The 17,148-nt window shown below is 58.0% G+C and carries 21 protein-coding genes; 13 read left to right on the top strand and 8 right to left on the bottom strand.

Translation table 11 applies throughout. The annotated features are described in order from the left end of the window. The 6 genes from AMM41_RS13880 to AMM41_RS13855 all read left to right on the top strand — a co-directional run bounded on the left by AMM41_RS13880 (position 1) and on the right by AMM41_RS13855 (position 4,405). On the top strand, positions 1-825 hold the full coding sequence (locus AMM41_RS13880) for a DUF429 domain-containing protein (protein ID WP_194944791.1): 825 nt from the start codon (positions 1-3) through the stop codon (positions 823-825). Positions 826-1,278: 453 nt separating this feature from the next. Then, positions 1,279-1,884 (top strand): cysteine hydrolase family protein, encoded by a 606-nt coding sequence (locus AMM41_RS13875; RefSeq protein ID WP_089959782.1) that lies wholly within the window; start codon positions 1,279-1,281, stop codon positions 1,882-1,884. Then, positions 1,847-2,413, top strand: coding sequence for a GNAT family N-acetyltransferase (locus AMM41_RS13870; protein WP_228769281.1), 567 nt, complete (start codon positions 1,847-1,849; stop codon positions 2,411-2,413). The genes AMM41_RS13875 and AMM41_RS13870 overlap by 38 nt, the downstream gene beginning before the upstream one ends. After that, on the top strand, positions 2,404-2,928 hold the full coding sequence (locus AMM41_RS13865) for a GNAT family N-acetyltransferase (RefSeq protein ID WP_089959774.1): 525 nt from the start codon (positions 2,404-2,406) through the stop codon (positions 2,926-2,928). Before AMM41_RS13870 ends, AMM41_RS13865 begins: the two co-directional genes overlap by 10 nt. Positions 2,929-3,045: 117 nt before the next feature. Continuing rightward, positions 3,046-3,258 carry a DUF4287 domain-containing protein gene (locus tag AMM41_RS13860; RefSeq protein WP_089959769.1) on the top strand — a complete coding sequence of 71 codons (213 nt, stop codon included), beginning with the start codon at positions 3,046-3,048 and terminating at the stop codon, positions 3,256-3,258. 52 nt (positions 3,259-3,310) lie between these two features. Next, positions 3,311-4,405, top strand: coding sequence for a DNA glycosylase AlkZ-like family protein (locus tag AMM41_RS13855; RefSeq protein WP_089959766.1), 1,095 nt, complete (start codon positions 3,311-3,313; stop codon positions 4,403-4,405). 15 nt (positions 4,406-4,420) lie between these two features. Here the strand turns inward: AMM41_RS13855 and AMM41_RS13850 are convergent, their stop codons facing one another. Both AMM41_RS13850 and AMM41_RS13845 read right to left on the bottom strand, forming a co-directional pair. Continuing rightward, on the bottom strand, positions 4,421-4,759 hold the full coding sequence (locus AMM41_RS13850) for a BrnA antitoxin family protein (protein ID WP_089959762.1): 339 nt from the start codon (positions 4,757-4,759) through the stop codon (positions 4,421-4,423). Beyond that, a complete protein-coding gene (locus AMM41_RS13845; protein ID WP_089959759.1) occupies positions 4,722-5,018 on the bottom strand; it encodes a BrnT family toxin in 297 nt (98 codons plus the stop codon). Before AMM41_RS13845 ends, AMM41_RS13850 begins: the two co-directional genes overlap by 38 nt. 186 nt (positions 5,019-5,204) lie before the next feature. Here AMM41_RS13845 and AMM41_RS13840 point away from each other — a divergent pair, with 186 nt between their 5' ends. From AMM41_RS13840 to AMM41_RS21940, 5 genes are all read left to right on the top strand, one after another. After that, positions 5,205-5,687: a pyridoxamine 5'-phosphate oxidase family protein gene (locus AMM41_RS13840; RefSeq protein ID WP_089960082.1), complete on the top strand. Its 483-nt coding sequence runs from the start codon at positions 5,205-5,207 to the stop codon at positions 5,685-5,687. After that, on the top strand, positions 5,684-6,139 hold the full coding sequence (locus AMM41_RS13835; RefSeq protein ID WP_089959755.1) for a GNAT family N-acetyltransferase: 456 nt from the start codon (positions 5,684-5,686) through the stop codon (positions 6,137-6,139). Before AMM41_RS13840 ends, AMM41_RS13835 begins: the two co-directional genes overlap by 4 nt. A gap of 184 nt (positions 6,140-6,323) precedes the next feature. Continuing rightward, a complete protein-coding gene (locus AMM41_RS13830; protein ID WP_089959752.1) occupies positions 6,324-6,713 on the top strand; it encodes a cupin domain-containing protein in 390 nt (129 codons plus the stop codon). 12 nt (positions 6,714-6,725) lie between these two features. Next, a complete protein-coding gene (locus AMM41_RS13825; RefSeq protein WP_089959747.1) occupies positions 6,726-7,682 on the top strand; it encodes a putative transporter in 957 nt (318 codons plus the stop codon). A gap of 136 nt (positions 7,683-7,818) precedes the next feature. Continuing rightward, positions 7,819-8,538 (top strand): hypothetical protein, encoded by a 720-nt coding sequence (locus AMM41_RS21940; RefSeq protein ID WP_194944789.1) that lies wholly within the window; start codon positions 7,819-7,821, stop codon positions 8,536-8,538. Between the two features lie 9 nt (positions 8,539-8,547). Here AMM41_RS21940 and AMM41_RS13810 read toward each other — a convergent pair whose 3' ends face one another. Genes AMM41_RS13810 through AMM41_RS13795 form a run of 4 tightly spaced genes read right to left on the bottom strand, consistent with a single transcriptional unit; the run spans position 8,548 to position 13,622 of the window. Continuing rightward, on the bottom strand, positions 8,548-10,233 hold the full coding sequence (locus AMM41_RS13810) for a SulP family inorganic anion transporter (RefSeq protein WP_089959732.1): 1,686 nt from the start codon (positions 10,231-10,233) through the stop codon (positions 8,548-8,550). Positions 10,234-10,256: 23 nt separating this feature from the next. Then, on the bottom strand, positions 10,257-11,588 hold the full coding sequence (locus AMM41_RS13805) for a sulfatase family protein (RefSeq protein ID WP_089959728.1): 1,332 nt from the start codon (positions 11,586-11,588) through the stop codon (positions 10,257-10,259). A gap of 32 nt (positions 11,589-11,620) precedes the next feature. Further along, positions 11,621-12,595 carry a Bug family tripartite tricarboxylate transporter substrate binding protein gene (locus tag AMM41_RS13800; protein WP_089959723.1) on the bottom strand — a complete coding sequence of 325 codons (975 nt, stop codon included), beginning with the start codon at positions 12,593-12,595 and terminating at the stop codon, positions 11,621-11,623. Between the two features lie 28 nt (positions 12,596-12,623). Beyond that, positions 12,624-13,622 (bottom strand): Bug family tripartite tricarboxylate transporter substrate binding protein, encoded by a 999-nt coding sequence (locus AMM41_RS13795; protein WP_089959720.1) that lies wholly within the window; start codon positions 13,620-13,622, stop codon positions 12,624-12,626. Positions 13,623-13,736: 114 nt separating this feature from the next. On the opposite strand from AMM41_RS13795, the gene AMM41_RS13790 reads away from it, so the two are divergent. Both AMM41_RS13790 and AMM41_RS13785 read left to right on the top strand, forming a co-directional pair. Continuing rightward, the gene (locus AMM41_RS13790) at positions 13,737-14,309 is read left to right on the top strand and encodes a MarR family winged helix-turn-helix transcriptional regulator (RefSeq protein WP_089959716.1); all 573 of its coding nucleotides are present in this window, start codon (positions 13,737-13,739) and stop codon (positions 14,307-14,309) included. Beyond that, positions 14,306-14,755 (top strand): thermonuclease family protein, encoded by a 450-nt coding sequence (locus tag AMM41_RS13785; protein WP_228769280.1) that lies wholly within the window; start codon positions 14,306-14,308, stop codon positions 14,753-14,755. The genes AMM41_RS13790 and AMM41_RS13785 overlap by 4 nt, the downstream gene beginning before the upstream one ends. 144 nt (positions 14,756-14,899) lie before the next feature. On the opposite strand, the gene AMM41_RS13780 is transcribed toward AMM41_RS13785, so the two are convergent. Together AMM41_RS13780 and AMM41_RS13775 are read right to left on the bottom strand one after the other, a co-directional pair. Continuing rightward, complete coding sequence (locus AMM41_RS13780) at positions 14,900-15,655, bottom strand: HesA/MoeB/ThiF family protein (protein ID WP_089959714.1); 756 nt, start codon at positions 15,653-15,655, stop codon at positions 14,900-14,902. A 23-nt stretch (positions 15,656-15,678) separates the two neighbouring features. Beyond that, complete coding sequence (locus AMM41_RS13775) at positions 15,679-17,127, bottom strand: S41 family peptidase (protein ID WP_089959709.1); 1,449 nt, start codon at positions 17,125-17,127, stop codon at positions 15,679-15,681. Positions 17,128-17,148 lie beyond the last annotated feature (21 nt).

Below are 17,148 nucleotides of genomic sequence, written 5' to 3'. Positions count from 1 at the left end.
ATGAATCCTGTGACATTGATCGGCTGCGACTTCTCCAGCAGCCCCAGCAAACGCAAAGCCATCGTGCTGGCGCTGGGCCAAGCCCGGCAGGGCAGGGTGCAGTTGCAAGCGCTGCAGACTTTTGAAACGTTGAAAGCTTTTGGCGACTGGCTCGCGCAGCCCGCCGACTGGGTGGGGGGTTTTGACTTGCCCTTTGGACTGCCGCGTGAGCTGGTCGAAAAGCTGGGCTGGCCCACCGACTGGGCCACCTGCATGGACCATTACTGCGCCTTGGAGCGCAGCGACATCCGCGAGCAGTTTGCTGCGTTTTGCAACGCCCGCCCTGTAGGCGGTAAGTTTGCCCACCGCGCCGCAGATGGACCCGCAGGCTCCAGTCCCTCCATGAAATGGGTCAACCCGCCGGTGGCCTACATGCTGCACGCGGGCGTGCCCCTGTTTCGGCAAGCGGGTGTGCACCTGCCCGGCCTGCATGCGGGCGATGCCCGGCGTGTGGCGCTGGAGGCCTACCCCGGCTTGCTGGCGCGTGAGGTGCTGGGCAACCAGAGCTACAAAAGCGACGACAAAGCCAAACAAACCCCCGAGCGCCTGCTGGCCCGGCGCGAACTCTTGAGTGCGCTGGAGCGCGGCCAGACCCGCTTGGGTCTGCGCCTGGTGGCCAGCAACGCGCTGCTGGGGCGTTTGGCCGACGACGCGAGCGGCGACGCCCTCGACGCCACCTTGTGCCTGATGCAAGCGGCCTGGGCGCAGCAACAGCACGAAGCCGGGCACCCGCAATACGGCTTGCCGCCGTGTGATCCGCTGGAGGGGTGGATCGTGACGGCGTGAGTGGTTTAATTGTTTCCTTTGGTATTATTTTGTTGTGACATCATGGGTCACGTGATAGATTAAGTCATGGGTCACTGGAGCCGCTGCCGGTTGGCTGTTGGCCAAACAGCCACGATGCCTCGTTTTATCCGTCCAAGCCAGAGACAGCCACATCACCATGCGCACAGCCAACAAACACCGTGGCCGTGGCGCTGGTCGTGCTTTGTTCCTTTGAGTGGTGGAAACGGCGATGCAGCGCGGCGATCGAAAATTGAGCCTGGAAACAGGGACACATCCCGCATTCATGCCCGCACAGCCGCTGTACCTGAGCATGGGTTTCAAGCCCTCAGGCCCATTTGCAGACGACGAGGCCAACGCGCACAGTTTGTTCATGAAACTGGCGCTTGTGAATCGGGACCAGTGAGGCAATAGGGATCAAGTTGAAAGTACTGTCTGCATCTATGGAAATTGAAAATGAACCCCCAAAATTTCACCACGCACACCGCCATCCTGGTCATTGATGTCCAACAAGGCCTGTGCGAAGGCCCTGATGCTGCGCACGATTGTCCCGCCACCATAGCTCGCATCAACGCCGTCACGCACCGGGCACGCGTTGCGGGGGTGCCGGTGTTTTTCATTCAGCACGAGTCGAGCGCAGGCGATCTGGAGCACGGCAGCCGTGAATGGCAATTGGCAACAGGCTTGCAGGTGCTGGCGGGTGATCGGCGCATTCGCAAAACCACGCCAGATGCATTCTTGCGCACAGAACTGCACGAGGCTTTGCAAGCTCTGGGTGTCCAGGATTTGGTGGTTTGCGGCATGCATACCGAGTTTTGTGTAGACACCACCACGCGCAAGGCCTTGGCGCTGGGTTATCCGGTGGTGCTGGTGTCCGATGCGCACACTTCGGCCGGTAATGCGTCTATCAGTCCGCAGCAGGTCATTGCGCACCACAACGCCACGCTGACCCACATCTCCAGCTTCGGCCCCAGAGTCACGGCCATGGCGCACGATGCGGTTCGCTTTGAGGATGGATCACAGCATGTTGTCAACAAGCCCTCAGACCGCTGCTTGGCTTGATCCAATGCAAACGGACATCCGCAACGCCCGGCATGACGATGCTGCCCGCATCCCCGTCTTGGCCACGCAGGTTTGGCTTCACACCTATGCCACAGAGGGCATTTCTGCCGGAATAGCCGACTACACGAGGTCCGAATTCACCCCGGACAAGTACCTAGCCATCCAAAACGATGCTTTGGCCCACATCTGGGTGGCAGAGCGGGGTGCCCACCTCATCGGTTTTGCGGTGCTCAACATGGGCGTTCCGTGTCCGACCCGAGCCTCGACGTTGGCGGAACTCCAGACGCTTTATGTTCAAGCGCATTTTGTGGGTCAAGGTGTGGGGCGGCAGCTTTTGTCTGTGGCCGAAAAAACAGCCTTCGATCTGGCAGGTGTGCCGCTTTGGTTGACCGTCAATGCCCACAATGCACAAGCCATCGGTTTTTACATGCGCCAAGGCTTTACAAAGCAGGGAACGACAGATTTTGTGCTGGGTGACCAGCGCCATGAAAATCTTGTCTTGATCGGTCGCATACCAACATGCACATAAGCCCACTCACCGCCGCACACGCCATGGCCTACAAGGCCCTGATGTTGCATGCCTACGAGCATGCGGCCGATTCGTTCACTTCCACGCCACAAGAGCGTGCATTGGAGCCGGACAGTTGGTGGCGCGGGCGCATCGTTGATCCTTCAGGGCTGACATGGGTGTGGGGTGCTTTTGCAGGGGCTGAACTGGTGGGTACTGTGGCAGTCGAGTACGCCGCAAAAACCAAAACACGCCACAAGGGCTTGATCGTGGCCATGTTTGTGCATGAACATTTTCGCGGCCAAGGCCTGGCCCGCAAACTGATGCGTGCAGCTGTTGAGCATGGCATGGCGCGTCAAGGTCTTCGCGTGCTTCAGCTGGAAGTGACGCAAGGCAATGCCCCCGCAGAGAAGTTGTACCAAAGTCTGGGATTTGTGCCCTTTGGGGTGGAGCCCATGGCTGTTTGGACCCCAGACGGCTACCGATCCAAAGTTCACATGTGGCTGGATTTGGCCTTGGCAAAAAATCAAGCCTGAAAGTTCAGATGCGATGAAAGCCAGCAACCGATTCCAGCAAGCGGCTCAGATGGCGCTGAAGTTGGATGGAGTGGCGACAATCGCTGCTGCACACAAGTGAACGAGGACACCCGCCATATGACCACCCCCGAAAAACCCAAAGGCCCCGCTTCGTATTTTCCGTCCATTGAGAAAAAGTACGGTCAGCCCATCGCGCATTGGCTGGACTTGCTCCCATCGTGCGAGGGCATGAAACACATGGAAATGGTCACCTGGCTCAAGACCGAGCACGGCATGGGTCACGGGCATGCCAATGCCATCGTGGCTAATTGGATGGCGGCCAAGAAATAACAGTCCATGCGGTAAGTCTGCGGATACGGTACATCTGCGGCATGATGCGGCCATGGCTAGCCCCGTTTTGAATTTGGATCAGCTGCGCCGCTATGCAGTCGCGCGCAGCCTGTTCGCGCCCACTACCTTGACCATGGCATTGCAACGCCTGGGTTTTGTGCAGGCTGACCCCTTGCGTGCGCCTGCCCGCGCGCAAGACCTGACGCTGCGCCACCGCGTGGCGGGCTACCGGGTCGGGGATCTTGAGGCGCATTACCCCAAACTGCCCATCGAGGAAGATTTTTTCGTCAACTACGGTTTTGTGCGGCGTGATGTGCACCACCTGATGCACCCACGGACGACCCGAATCGTGTGGTCCGTCGCTCGCATGAAGCAAGCGCACGAGGTGTTGGCGTTTGTGCGCGAGGCGGGCTTTGTCAGACCCGCACAGGTGGATGCCCACTTTGACCATGGGCGCGTGGTCAACTGGTTCGGCGGCAACAGCAAGGCCAGCACCCAACTGCTCGATGGAATGCACTACCGGGGTCTGTGGCGAGTGGTGCGGCGCGAGGGCGGTCAGCGCCTGTACGCTGTTCGCGCGCATGAACCGAGTGGGCTCGACCCCGAGGCCATCATGGACCGGCTGGTCGATGTGATCGTGGCCAAGTACGCCCCTTTGCCTGCAGCCAGTCTGGGGCAGCTCGTCAGCCTGCTGGCGGGTGGTGTTCCGCAGTGGCGACAGCATCGCCAAGCCATGCTTGAAAGAGCGCGCCTGCGTTTGCCCAGTCAAATTGTGGACGGCACGACCTGGTTTTGGCCCGAAGGCGAAAACCCTTCATCGCGCCGCCACGGTGAGGAGGATCAAGTGCGATTGCTGGCACCTTTTGACCCGGTGGTTTGGGACCGCCGCCGCTTTGAGCAGCTGTGGGGCTGGGCCTACCGCTTTGAGGCCTACACCCCTGCTGCCAAGCGGGTGCGTGGTCACTACGCCATGCCTTTGCTTTGGCGCGATCAGGTCATTGGGTGGGCCAACGTCAGTGCCAAGTCCGGTGAGCTGACGCCTGACCTGGGCTTCGTGAACGCAGCCCCCAAGTGCAAGGCCTTTGCTGTGGCCCTGGACGATGAGCTGCACCGCATGGCTGTTTTCTTGAGGCTGAAAGAAGCTTAATGCCCAAAGAGCGCGTCATGCAACCGTGTGCATCTTGAGCCAGTCGCGCAGCGCAGCGTTCATGCGAGTTTGCCATCCTGGGCCGCCTGCGCGAAAGGCGGCCAGCACGTCACGGTCAAACCGTATGGTGGTGGACTCCTTGTCGCTGCCTGTGGGTCGTCCGCGTTGACGCCGGTAAGCCTCGATGCCCACCTGCATTTCTTCGTGCGTCAGCGGTCGATCATCTTCATCTTCACCATCCCATACATAGGGTGTAGCGGTCTGGACTCGTTTTTTTTGCGTCTTGCTTTTGCCCGTCACAGAGGCCTCACGCAATTCAGCGAGCGTCATCGAAGTTGTATTCAAGCCAGTCATGGTAAGCGGTCCTTTCTAGTTCACTCGCGGGTCTAAAGCTGATGATCCTCATCTGGTTTTCACGCGAGATATGCACCACAGACAAGACCGCCAGCACATCAAACACGTAGGCAAATGATTGGCTTCTCAGCTCTTGGTTTCGCACGCTCTGCACGTCTAGGCGATACGGACTGTCCAGTACTGCAACGGCGTCAATGAAGTCCAAACCGTGCTTGGCCAAATTGTTTTGCCGTTTTTCTGGGTCCCAAATTAGGTGCATGGCGGTTTTTTATTGTAGTAACGTCAATATTGAAGTCAAGCAGCAAAAAAAGAACGATGAGCTCCATTGGTAATCTGTTTCATTTCCATAAATGAAAACTTTTTAAAACATAATTACATCAGGTAATACGATGAAATCCGACCCTTTTCGATAGCCGCTGAGCTTTATTTACCCTCGAGAATGCCCATGACCCTTTTGACCGAACCCATCCGCGAAGCTGCCCGCCGCAGCGTGCTGTGTTGGCTGGCTACGGTGGACGCCGAGGGTCAGCCCAATGTCTCGCCCAAAGAAGTCTGGGCCATTGCCGATGACCAGCATGTGGTGGTGGCGCACATCGCTTCGCCCATGAGCGCGCGCAACATTGCGCAGCACCCGCAGGTGTGTTTGAGTTTTGTCGATGTGTTTGTGCAAAAGGGCTTCAAGCTGGTGGGTACTGCGCGCGAGGTGCGTGCAGGGGATGCCGAATTTGCAACCTGGGCCAAGCCACTGCTGGCCATGGTGGGCCAGCGCTTCACCATCCAAAGCGTGTTGGTGGTTCATGTGCAGTCCGTCACCGCTATCTTGGCACCCAGTTATCGCTTTTACCCGCATGACACCACCGAGGCTTCGCAAGTGGCCTCAGCCATGCGAGCCTACAAGGTCCAAGCTGTAGAAAAGGACAAACCATGAGTTCAATCACCATCCGTCAAGCGGTGTTGGCCGACCTCGATGCCGTGGTCACCCTGTTTGATGGCTATCGCCAGTTTTATGGACAGGCCAGCGATGGCGTGGCTGCACGGACTTTTCTTCAGGCGCGTTTTGAGCATGGGCAATCGGTGGTGCTGTTGGCCGAGTCACAAGGGCAAGCTGTGGGCTTTACGCAGCTGTATCCCAGCTTTTCTTCCGTGTCGATGGCGCGGGTGTTTGTGCTCAATGATCTCTTCGTGGCACCCACGGCCAGGCGCTTGGGCGTGGGCGAAGCTTTGTTGACAGCTGCTGCCGAGCATGCGCGCCAACTGGGCGCTGTGCGCTTGTCCTTGAACACGGATGTGCAGAACTTGCCAGCACAGGCCTTGTACGAGTCCATGGGCTGGGCGCGCGATCAAAAGTACCACGCCTACCACTTGAGCTTGAATTCGTAAGGGGCAGGTGATCAGAGAATATGTTTCTCAGCACGCGATGCCATGCCTGAAAGGGTGATGGACCCCGGGTCTTCGCCCGGGGTGACAAAAACAGAACTTGCCCAGGTCGTGATCCATGGGTCACTTGGCCTTAGGATGCACAGGGTTGTTCAAATCAATTCAGCCAAGTTCACAGGAGATACCCATGACAACGCAAGGTTTTGTGGTGACGCACGCCAAAGATGCGCAGTTCGAGCGCGGTCTGCGCTCGTTTTTTGAGTACCGTGATTTGGGTATGAAGCAGGCCACACAGGGGCGAGTCACGGCCAGTGTGATCCGTGCCGCCGGGGGGCATGAGTTTTCCAGCCAACCGCACTTGCATGTCACCGAGTTTCAGCTGGTCTATGTGCTCAAGGGCTGGATCGAGTTTGAATACGAAGGGCAGGGTGCCGTTCGGCTGGAAGCGGGTTCGTGTGTGCACCAACCGCCGGGTATCCGGCATCGCGAACTCGGGCACAGTGAAGATCTGGAATTGCTCGAAGTGGTGCTGCCCGCCGACTTCAAGACCGAGACGGTCGACAGCGTCAACCCCTGAACGAAAGCGCCCATGCTCCGCAGTTTCTTTCTCTCTCGCCGCTGGGCCTTGTGGGCCTGGGGTGGTTTGCTGGTCTTGGTGGCTTTGGTGTTCATCACGGTGCAGCAGACCGTCAAGTTGAACGCTTGGTATGGCGAGTTTTATGACCTGTTGCAAAAGCCCGAACAAGTTGGCGGACTGGAGAAGTTCTGGGGATTCATGTGGCAGTTTGCGTGGATTGCCTTTCCGTTCATGTTGCTGCGCAGCTTGGAGACGTATCTGGCTTCTCACTTCGCTTTTCGTTGGCGTCAGGCGTTGACCGAGGCATACCTGCCTCGCTGGCAACGTACCGACGCGACGGTGGAGGGCGCATCGCAGCGCATTCAGGAGGACTGCATGCGCTTTGCCCGCCAGACCGAAAACTTAGGCCTGGGCTTGGTGCGTGCGCTGCTCACGCTGGTGTCGTTCATTCCGATTTTGTGGGCTTTGTCCGCGGGCATGGCGATTGCCTGGCTGCAGTTTGAGGGCTCGCTGTTTTGGGTGGCGTTGGCCACGGCGCTGGGCGGCACAGTCATTTCGTGGTTTGTGGGCATTCGTCTGCCGGGGCTGGAGTACAGCAACCAGAGGACCGAGGCTGCGCTGCGCAAGGACCTGGTGTTTGCCGAAGACGAGCGCAGCCGCATGCATTTGCCCACGGTGCTGGAGTTGTTCATGGGGGTGCGGCTGAACAATTTCCGGCTGTTCAACCATTACGCCTACTTTCATTTATGGAGCAATTTTTACGGCCAGATGATGGTGATTTTTCCCTTCTTGCTCATGGGGCCATCGCTGTTCACGGGTTTGATCACCTTGGGGGTGATCCAGCAAGTGAGCAATGCCTTTGGCAAGGTCAATGACGCGTTCTCTTACCTGATCGAACGCTGGACTGACATCACCGAGCTGCGCTCTATTTACAAGCGTTTGTCGGAGTTCGAGAAAGCGCTGGCCTGATACCAGGCTTTGAAATGGTTTATTTGTGATCTTTAGTTTTCATTTGTCGATTGCATGGGTACACTTCAAGTCCGTTTTCAACCTTCATGGCAGGACTTTCATGTGCTCAGCGACTCGCTCATTTTTGAACAGGCCCGTGGTTTTTCGACTGTTGCGTGCCACGCCCAAGGTTTTTTGGGGCTGTAGTTTGGCTTTGACTGTGCAGGTGTCAGCACAAACGGGATGGCGTGGTACCACGGCGGTGCCCCCCAGTTCCGCGCCCGCTGCTCGGTCCAGCATTGCGGCTTCGACGCCAGCGCCCTTGAACACGGCACCCGCGCCCGAAGCCACTCGCTTGGGTGAGGGGTCTTTGCAAATGTTCGGAGTTCGATTGAGCACGGCCACGCGCGAGGACATGCGCCAGGCCATCCGCAGGGAAGGCTTGGCGGCTCAACGCGAGGATGAGGCTTTCAGTGAGGACATTTATGAGGCCTCCAATTTGATGCCTGGCTTGCTTCAGCTGAAGTTCAGTTATGCCCGAGATGGGCAAAAGCTGGCGAGGGTGGAATATGTGTTCACCACTTTTTCTGACAATGCGCATGTGGGCGAGTTGATGACACGCATCGAGAGCCGATTTGGACGTCCGCAGCGTGTGACAGGGCGCGAAGAAAGTGGTCCCTACCACGCAGTGTGGCGATTGCCCGATCAAATGGAGGTGTTCGTGGGCCGTGAGTGGCCTCAAAAAACCACTTACCTCAAGTTTTTTAATGTATCGGTTTTGGGCTCAGCCTCTGCGGATTCAGAGCGAGAGTCATTACAACCCAAAATGGGCAAAGCCCAAAACATCCACGCCTTGCCTTTGTGGGTGGCCCGCTGATGGCGGGACTCAAATGGCCGCTGCCCCAATGTCGTTGGGCAAAGGCGTCAGTTGGGCCAGTGATTGAAGGGTCTCGGCGTCGGTGCGGTAAAGCTTGATGTAAGGGCTTTCCTTCAGCTCACCCGCTCGGCGCAAGGTGGTTTCCACAGGAAGCTTGATACCGCTGATGTGCAGCGTTATACCCCTGCTGGCCAGTTGGCGCTGCAGCTGCCCAAAGGTGTCCACGCCCGTCACATCCACGCGGTTGATGGGCTGGGCAAACAAGCAAACATGCATCACATCGGGGTGGCGTGCCAGGTGGTCGGTGATGGCCCGGTCAAAATCACTGGCCGCAGCAAAGTCAAGCTCCGCGTCCATGCGCAGTGCGTACAGCTGAGGAGCCAAGGGGGGCAATTTCCACAGATGTCGGTCGCGCAGGCTGCCGTCGGGGTGCAAGCCCACCTCGATGATGCGCGGGTGCAGACGGGTGTGCAAAAAGTGGCTCAGGCCCACCAACACCCCCGTCATCACGCCCCAATAGATGCGTGGCGCGGTCAACAAGGTCATGGCAAAGGTGATGCCAGCCGTCATGGTCTCGATGCGGCCTACGCGCCAAAGGTTCAAAAACTGGCGGGGTTGAAACAAATTGAGCACGGCCACGATCACGGCCGCTGACATGACCGAGCGCGGCACGTATTGCAGCGCGGGCATGAGGATGAGCAAAGCCAGCAGCACAAAGCCGACCGAGGCGACCACCGCCCAACCCGAACGGGCCCCGGCATAAAGCATGAGGGCCGAGCGTGAAAAAGATGTGCTGGTGGCAAAGCTGCCCGAAAAAGCCGAGGCGATTTTGGCCAAACCTTGGCTGAACAGTTCAGTACTGTCGTCCCAGCATTTTCCGTCGCGGCGGCACTCGATTCGGGCGCTGGAGGCTGTTTCCAAAAAGCTGACCAGCGCAATCACCAAGGCGGGCACCCACAGCTGGTTGAGCATGTCCAGGCCCGGCCATTGCGGCCAATAAAAATCAGGCAAGCCTGAGGGCAGCAGGCCGACCACTGCGCCATGGTTTTGATAATCGGTGGCATAAGCGATGGCCGAGGCCAGGCCCATGACGATCATGATGCCGGGCCAGCGGGGTTTGAATCGTCGCAGCAGCAACAGCACCACCAAGCTGCCGAGCCCGAACAGCGCAGGCCAACTGAGCAACCAAATGGGCCAGGTTTGGATGTCCCAGCTCCAGGCTTTCACGCCCAGCAAGCCAGGCACTTGTGAGGCCATGATCAGCAATGAGGCCGCCTGTGTGAAGCCTGTCATGACCGGGGCACTGACCAGGTTGATGAGCCAGCCGTAATGCCCCAGACCCAGCAGAAGTTGAATGGCCCCTGAGAGCAGGGCAAGCCACACGGCCAGCGCCACCCATTCTGGCGAGCCAGGTTCGGCCATGCCTGTGAGCGAGGCGCCAATCAACACACAGGTCAAGGCCGCAGGCCCCACGGACAGCCTGTTGGCGCTGCCAAAGAGCACCGCCAGCAAAGCGGGAATCAAGCAGGTGTAGAGGCCAGTGACCAAGGGCATGCCGGCCAGGCCCGCATAAGCCACAGCCTGGGGGATCATGACCAATGCCACCGTCAGACCGGCCAAGACCTCGGTTCGGGCCAGCGAGCCCGTCAGGCGGGGCCACTGGAGAAAAGTTAAAAATCGTTGCATACCAGCCATGGCCGATCTTAGCCGCCAAGGCTTCAGCGCTGAGGCATGTCTTTGACCGAGTAGCCCAGGCTGACGGTGGCGTCTTCGGGGATCGCGGGCACGGTGGCGTCCCACGCCTCCCACGCGTCACGCATGGCTCGCAGGCGCTCGGCTTGGCGACCGCCCAGGTTGGCGCGTTCGCGTTCGTCGGCCGGGATGTTGAACAGGTAGTCGTTGCCATCCACCCGCAGGTATTTGTAGTCGCCCATGCGCAAGGCGCGCTGGCCCCGGTGGTTCATGCGCCAGTACAGGGGGCGGTCAAACTGGTGCTTTGCATCGCGCAGCACGGGGGCCAAAGACACGCCGTCAAAGGGCAAGTCGTCTTGCGCCTTGGTGCCCGCCAGATCGACCATGGTGGCCGACCAGTCCATGGTCATGCAGTGCTGGGCCGAGGTGCCGCCGGGTGCGATGACGGCCGGCCAGTGGGCGATCCACGGCACGCGGATGCCGCCTTCGGTCAAGTCCATCTTGCCGCCGACCAGGGGCCAATTGTCGGAAAAGCGTTCGCCGCCGTTGTCGCTGGTGAAGACGATCAGGGTGTTGTCGAGCTGCCCGGTTTTTCTCAAAGCGTCCACCACCCAGCCAATGCCTTCGTCCATGTGGTGGATCATGCGCTGGTAGGTGTGGATGTTGCCGCCATGCAAGTGGAACAGGTTGTCCTTGACCTCTTGCGCCAGCGCATGGTCTTCGCGGGTTTCCCAGGGCCAGTGCGGCGCGGTGTAGTGCAGGCTCAAAAAGAAAGGGGTGCCTTGCTCAGCGCCCCGGGCCATGCGTTCAACATAGTCCACCGCACGCTTGGACAGCATGTCGGTCAAGTAACCGTCTTCAGGGGTTTCGTCTTCGCCCGTGAACAGGTCGTGTGCCCCGCTGGAGGCGCAATGCGTGAAGTAGTCCACCCCGCCAGACATGGGGCCAAAGAACTCCTCGTAGCCTGATTTGAGCGGGCTGAAGTGAGGCGGGTAACCCAAATGCCATTTGCCGATCAAGGCGGTGCGGTAGCCACTGGCCTTGAGCAGCGAGGGCAGCGTGGCGTGTTCGGGCGGCAGGCCTAACACGGCGCTGCCACGGCTGCGGCTGTTGATGGGCTCGTCGGCACCGCCGCGCAGGCGGTACTGGTAGCGGGCTGTCATGAGCGCAAAGCGGGTGGGCGAACACACGGGCGAGTTGGAATAACCCTGTGTGAACTTGAGACCCGCTGCAGCGAGCTGGTCGAGCACGGGCGAGACCTTGCCGAACTTGGCGTCGCGGCCGCCATAGCAGCCGAGATCGGCAAAGCCGAGGTCGTCGGCGACGATAAAGATGATGTTGGGGCGTTGGGTGGTCATAGGTGTGTTGGCGCTTGACTGAAAGATCAAACTCAATCGACTTTCATGCCCGTGGCTCGGATCACACGGCCGTAGTGGTCTGAGAGCTTTTTCAGGCGTTCAGAGGCGGCCGCGCCCGTGAGGCCTTCATAAGTCATGTCCAGATCCTTCAGGCGGGTTTGCAACTCGGGTCGTCCCAGGGCCTCTGTGATGGCTTTGGCCATGGTCTGCATCAAGGGGGCGGGTGTGTTGGCGGGGGCCATGACCACGTAAAGCACTTCGCTTTCCAAGTCTTTGAAGCCTGCTTCGGCCACAGTGGGCACCTCAGGGGCCAAGCGCGAGCGCTGTCGTCCGGTCACGGCCAGCGCAGTGATTTTGCCGCCTTTGACATGGGGCATCATGCCCGGAGTGGCCAATGTGCCGCCATCGACTTCGCCAGATACCACCGCCATGACGGCTGGCGAATTGCCTCGGTAGGGCACATGCACCAGACGTGTTGCGGCGGACACATTGCTCATATTGACCCAGAGGTGCCCGGGTGAACCATTGCCCCCAGAGCTGAAGTTCAGACTGCGCTCACGCGCGACTTGCATGAAGTCTTTCACCGTTTTGATGCCAGAACTGGGGTGAACACCCAGCAACAAGGCTGAACTGGAAATCACAAGCAGTGGTTTGAGGTCAGCCTCTTTGAAGGCCATGGTTTTGTAAATGTGCGGGTTGATGGTGTGGGTGGTGTCAATTCCCCACAGCAAGGTGTGCCCATCGACGCTGGATTTGGCCACTTGGTCGGCACCCACATTGCCCGCTGCGCCAGGTTTGTTTTCAACCGTGAAGGGTTGATTGAACTGCTTTTGAAGCACATCGCCCACGGCGCGTGCCAGGATGTCAGACGGGCCGCCAGGTGGAAAACTGTTGATAAAGCGTACAGGTTTGTTCGGCCAAGGCGCATTTTGGGCTTGAAGGCTGCCTGTCAAAGAAAGTAAAAGGCCTGCCAACAAGGCGGTGCGTCGTAAAACGAGTGCGGTCATGGACTGATTTCCGTGTAATTCGTGAGGGTTAATCGAGTTGAACGCCTGTGGCTTTGATGGGTTTTTCCCAGCGAGCCAGGTCAGTTTTTTGTGCTTTGGCCAGATCGGCCGAGCTCGAACCAATGGGCTCATAGCCGAGCTTGAGCATCTTGTCTTTCATGGCAGGATCGCGAGCGACTCTCATCATGGCTTTTTCCAGTCGGGTCAGCGCATCGCCGTTCAGGCCCGCTGGGCCATACATGGCAAACCAAGCGGTGGCTTCCATTTGGATTCCCGATTCTTTGAGTGTGGGCACTTCGGGGACCTGCGGGTCGCGCTGGCTACCGGTCACGGCAATGATTCTGACTTTGCCGGTGCGATGCATTTCAGCGGTTTCGGAGACGACATCAAACTTGTAGCCAATGTGACCCCCCAACAAAGCGTTGTTGGCCGGGGCACCTCCTTGAAATGGAATGTGGTTCAGGCCAATGCCTGCGGACTGCTCCATCAGAACCCCCATGAAATGGGGCAGAGTGCCCGCACCAGGCGTGCCGTAACTGGCCGTATTGGGATCGGTTTTGGCTTTGGCGATCATCTCCGCCACGCTTTTGACGTTCGAGGAAGGGCCAGACACCACGCCAAACTGAAAGCGGGCGATTTGAGAAATGGGTGTGAAGTCCTTGACAGCGTCATAGTCGAGTTTTTTGTAGACGTGTGGAAACAACACCATTGGACCACTGGGCAAAATGATCACGGTTTGCCCATCAGGCTTGGCCGTTTTCACGGCATTCAAGGCGATACGCCCGCCTGCGCCGGGTTTGTTGTCGACCACGATGGTGCCAACGTCATCGCGCAGCGCATCGGCCACCATGCGGGCCAAAATGTCGGCCGATCCACCGGGCGGAAAGCCCACCACGATCTTCAGAGGCGGCTTGTCTTGGGCATGAATTTGAGGTGAAAGCATGGCCAAACACAAGGCAGTCAAGCCCAAGCTTGTGCGTGTCAGTGCCTTGGTGCGGCTCAGGATGAGTTGGCGGATGGTATTCATGAAGGTCCCCGGATGACGGGCTTTAAAGTCTTTTTATAGAAAATTCAAGTTCATCCACAATGTAACGCCCCGATCGACAATTGATCTAAACAACCATCCCCTTGGAAAACCCTGATGTCTTTGTCTCCCTCCCAGCGCTTGGCGTCGATTGATGACCTGCTTTTGTACCGTTTGGGACGGTTATCGGGGGTGGCCGGTGCGATGGTGGTTCGTTTGTGTGAGGGTGGCTATGGCATCACACGTCGTGAGTGGGCCGTTGTGGCTCATCTTTATGAAAACGGGTGTTTACCCCCCTCGGTTTTGGCTGAGCGCATGCACCGAGACCGGGCCCGCACCTCGCGCATTTTGACGGCGTTGACCCGCAAGCAATTGGTCATGCGCTCCATCACGGCGCATGACCGGCGCAGTGCATTGGTTGAGCTGACCCCCGCTGGTCGACAACTTTACGATGTCTTGATGCCGCAAATTCAGGCCATCAACAGTCAAATCATTGACGCAATGTCAGGCCAAGAAATTGTGTATTTCGATGAGGCGCTCGATCGTTTGCAGGCCCGTGCCGAATCTTTGTTGGCACAGTTGAGTCCCGATTTGCCCAGGGCCAATCGGCATCAAGGGCAGCGTGGCAAGGATGCGGTATTAAGGTGTGGCGGCGATTTGCACTTGTTGGGGTCTTGTTGGGGGCAGTGACTGTTCATGCCAGCGAGACCTGGGTGGGGTGGGTCAGTTGGGTGATGGATGGTGACACCTTGGTTTTGGTGCGTGAGGGGCATCAGGAGCCGATCAAATTGCGCATTGATGGCATCGATGCGCCTGAAACCTGTCAGCCCGGAGGGCCTGAAGCCCGAGACATGATGATCCGCTTGGCCTTGCGCAAACAAGTTCAGGTCGTGCAGGTGAGCCATGACAGTTATGGTCGGCAAATCGGACGTCTGTCAGTGGAAGGGCGCGATTTGGGGGCCGAGATGGTGCGCTCAGGCATGGCGTGGGCCTACAGGTTCAGTTCTGGTAAAGGTCCGTATGCAGCTTTGCAACGCCAGGCACAAAAACACAAGCGAGGCTTGTTTGCGGCCAACGAAGATGCCATGTCTCCGCATATTTTCAGAAAGTTTCATGGCAGTTGCCATGGTCTTTGATGGGCGGTGGTGTTGCAATCCGCAGGCACGCATTCAGCGTCATGACGGATGGATGGGGCAATTTTTGGAGCCATGACCGGCTCTTGTGAAGACAGGGTTGTTGATGACAATCACGTCTGAGCGTGAATGACAAAACTTGGCCGCTCAGTTGCGGTGTGCGGCGCACACCGGGCAAGACAGATTGCGCTGCATGCGTATGTCGGTCCAAGAGAGCTCGCGGCCGTCGAGCATCAGCAAGCGCCCTGCCATGTGGCTGTCCATGCCACTCAAGATTTTGAGCGCTTCGGCGGCTTGCACCGTGCCAATGATGCCCACCAAAGGGGCAAACACCCCCATGGTGGCGCAACGCGTCTCTTCCGGTTGTTGTGCGGGCGGAAAAATGCAGGCGTAGCAAGGGGCATCGGGCTGCGTGCTGTCGAACACAGACACTTGTCCGTCCATCCGGATGGCTGCACCTGACACCAATGGCTTGCGGTGGACCACGCAGGCCAGGTTGACGGCCTGACGCGTTTCGAAGTTATCGCAGCAATCAATCACCACATCAGCCTGCGCCACCAAGGTGTCCAGCAAGGAGGCGTCTGCACGGTGCGTGATGGGGGTCACACGAACATCGGGGTTGATTTGTGCAATGGCTGTTCGCACCGAGTCGGCTTTGTATTGGCCCACACGGTCCAAGGTGTGGGCAATTTGCCGTTGCAAGTTGGTGGAATCCACCGTGTCGTGATCCACCACGGTGATGTCACGCACACCCGCGCTGCCCAAATACAAGCAGACGGGGGAGCCGAGTCCTCCTGCGCCGATCACCAGCGCATGGGATTTGAGCAGTTTTTCTTGTCCGTCAATGCCCAACTCATTGAGCAGAATGTGCCGCGAATAACGCAGCAGCTGGGTGTCATCCATGTGGCGGCTTCGTGAATTCAGACTCAGTCTTTTTTCTCAGCTTTGCGTTCAGCCAATGTGGTGCTGGCTTTGACAGGCTGGCCTTTGAGCTGTTTGATGGCTTGAATCAACTGGAAATCCTTGTCCGACCCGAATTCAGGCAAGCGGCGTTCAGAAGCCGGTTTTTTGGCTTCTTCTTCAAGTTTTTTAAGAGCCTCTTCGCGAGCTTGTTCGCGTGCAGGGTCTTTCTTTTCTTCGGCTTCTTTCCCGTTGCTCAGGTGTTTTTGGAGATCCGCTTCCCGTGTGCGCAAGGCCGCAAAAACATTGCCGTTCTCAGTCTCGTCGAGCATGATTTCAGGCACGATGCCCTTGGCCTGGATGGCACGCCCGTTCGGTGTGTAGTAACGGGCCGTGGTGATTTTCAAAGCAGTGTCCGGGCCGAGTTGACGCACGGTCTGAACAGAACCTTTGCCAAAGGTCTGGCTGCCCATGAGGGTGGCACGCTTGTAGTCTTGTAGCGCCCCTGCGACGATTTCACTGGCTGAGGCAGAGCCTTCGTTGACCAGGACCACCAAGGGGATTTTTTTCAAGGCCCCACCTGTGGCTTGCGTCATGCGTGTGATGGGGTCGTTGCTGCTGTTGCGCCGCCAAAACTGTGGCGACGCCTTGTAGGTGAATTTGCTCTCATCCAATTGACCATTGGTGGTCACCACCGTGACATTGTCCGGCAAGAAGGCAGCAGACAGTGCCACTGCAGCGTCGAGCAGACCTCCTGGGTCGTTGCGCAAGTCCAAGACCAAGCCCTTGAGTTGAGGATCTTGCTTGTACATGTCTTCAATTTTTCGAGCGAAATCTTCAACCGTTCGCTCTTGAAATTGTGAAACGCGAATCCAGCCGTAACCCGGTTCGATCAATTTGGATTTGACCGATTGCGTTTTGATTTCTTCGCGTGTGATCGTCACCGGAAAAGTGCGGTTTTCGCTCCTGCGGAAGATGGTCAGGACGACCTTGGTTTTGGGTTCACCACGCATGCGCTTGACCGCGTCGTTGAGAGACAGTCCTTTGACTGCCGTATCGTCGATCTTGGTGATCAAGTCGTTGGGTTTCAGGCCAGCACGGTCAGCAGGGGAACCTTCAATGGGAGAGACCACCTTGACCAAGCCGTCTTCTTGACTGATTTCGATGCCCACGCCCACAAACTTGCCCGATGTGCCTTCAGAAAATTCCTTGAAGCTTTTCTTGTCAAAGTATTGCGAGTGAGGATCCAAACTGGACACCATGCCGGAGATGGCTTCGGTGATCAGTTTTTTCTCGTCCACCGGCTCGACATAGTCGCTTTTGACCATGCCAAACACTGCGGCCAGTTGCTGCAGTTCTTCCAAGGGCAAGGGGGCCATGTTGCCACGCGCCACGGTTTGCAATGACACGGTGGTCAATGCACCGGCCAATGCGCCCACGCTGAGCAAGCCGACGATCTTGAGTTTGTGTCCCATTTTGCGAGTTGGTGTCCAATG

The organism is Limnohabitans sp. 2KL-3, assembly GCF_001269405.1.
In the GTDB taxonomy this organism is placed as follows: Bacteria; Pseudomonadota; Gammaproteobacteria; order Burkholderiales; family Burkholderiaceae_C; genus Limnohabitans_A.
Note: the sequence above shows the minus strand (reverse complement) of the source record. Positions and strands in the feature narration are given on the sequence as shown.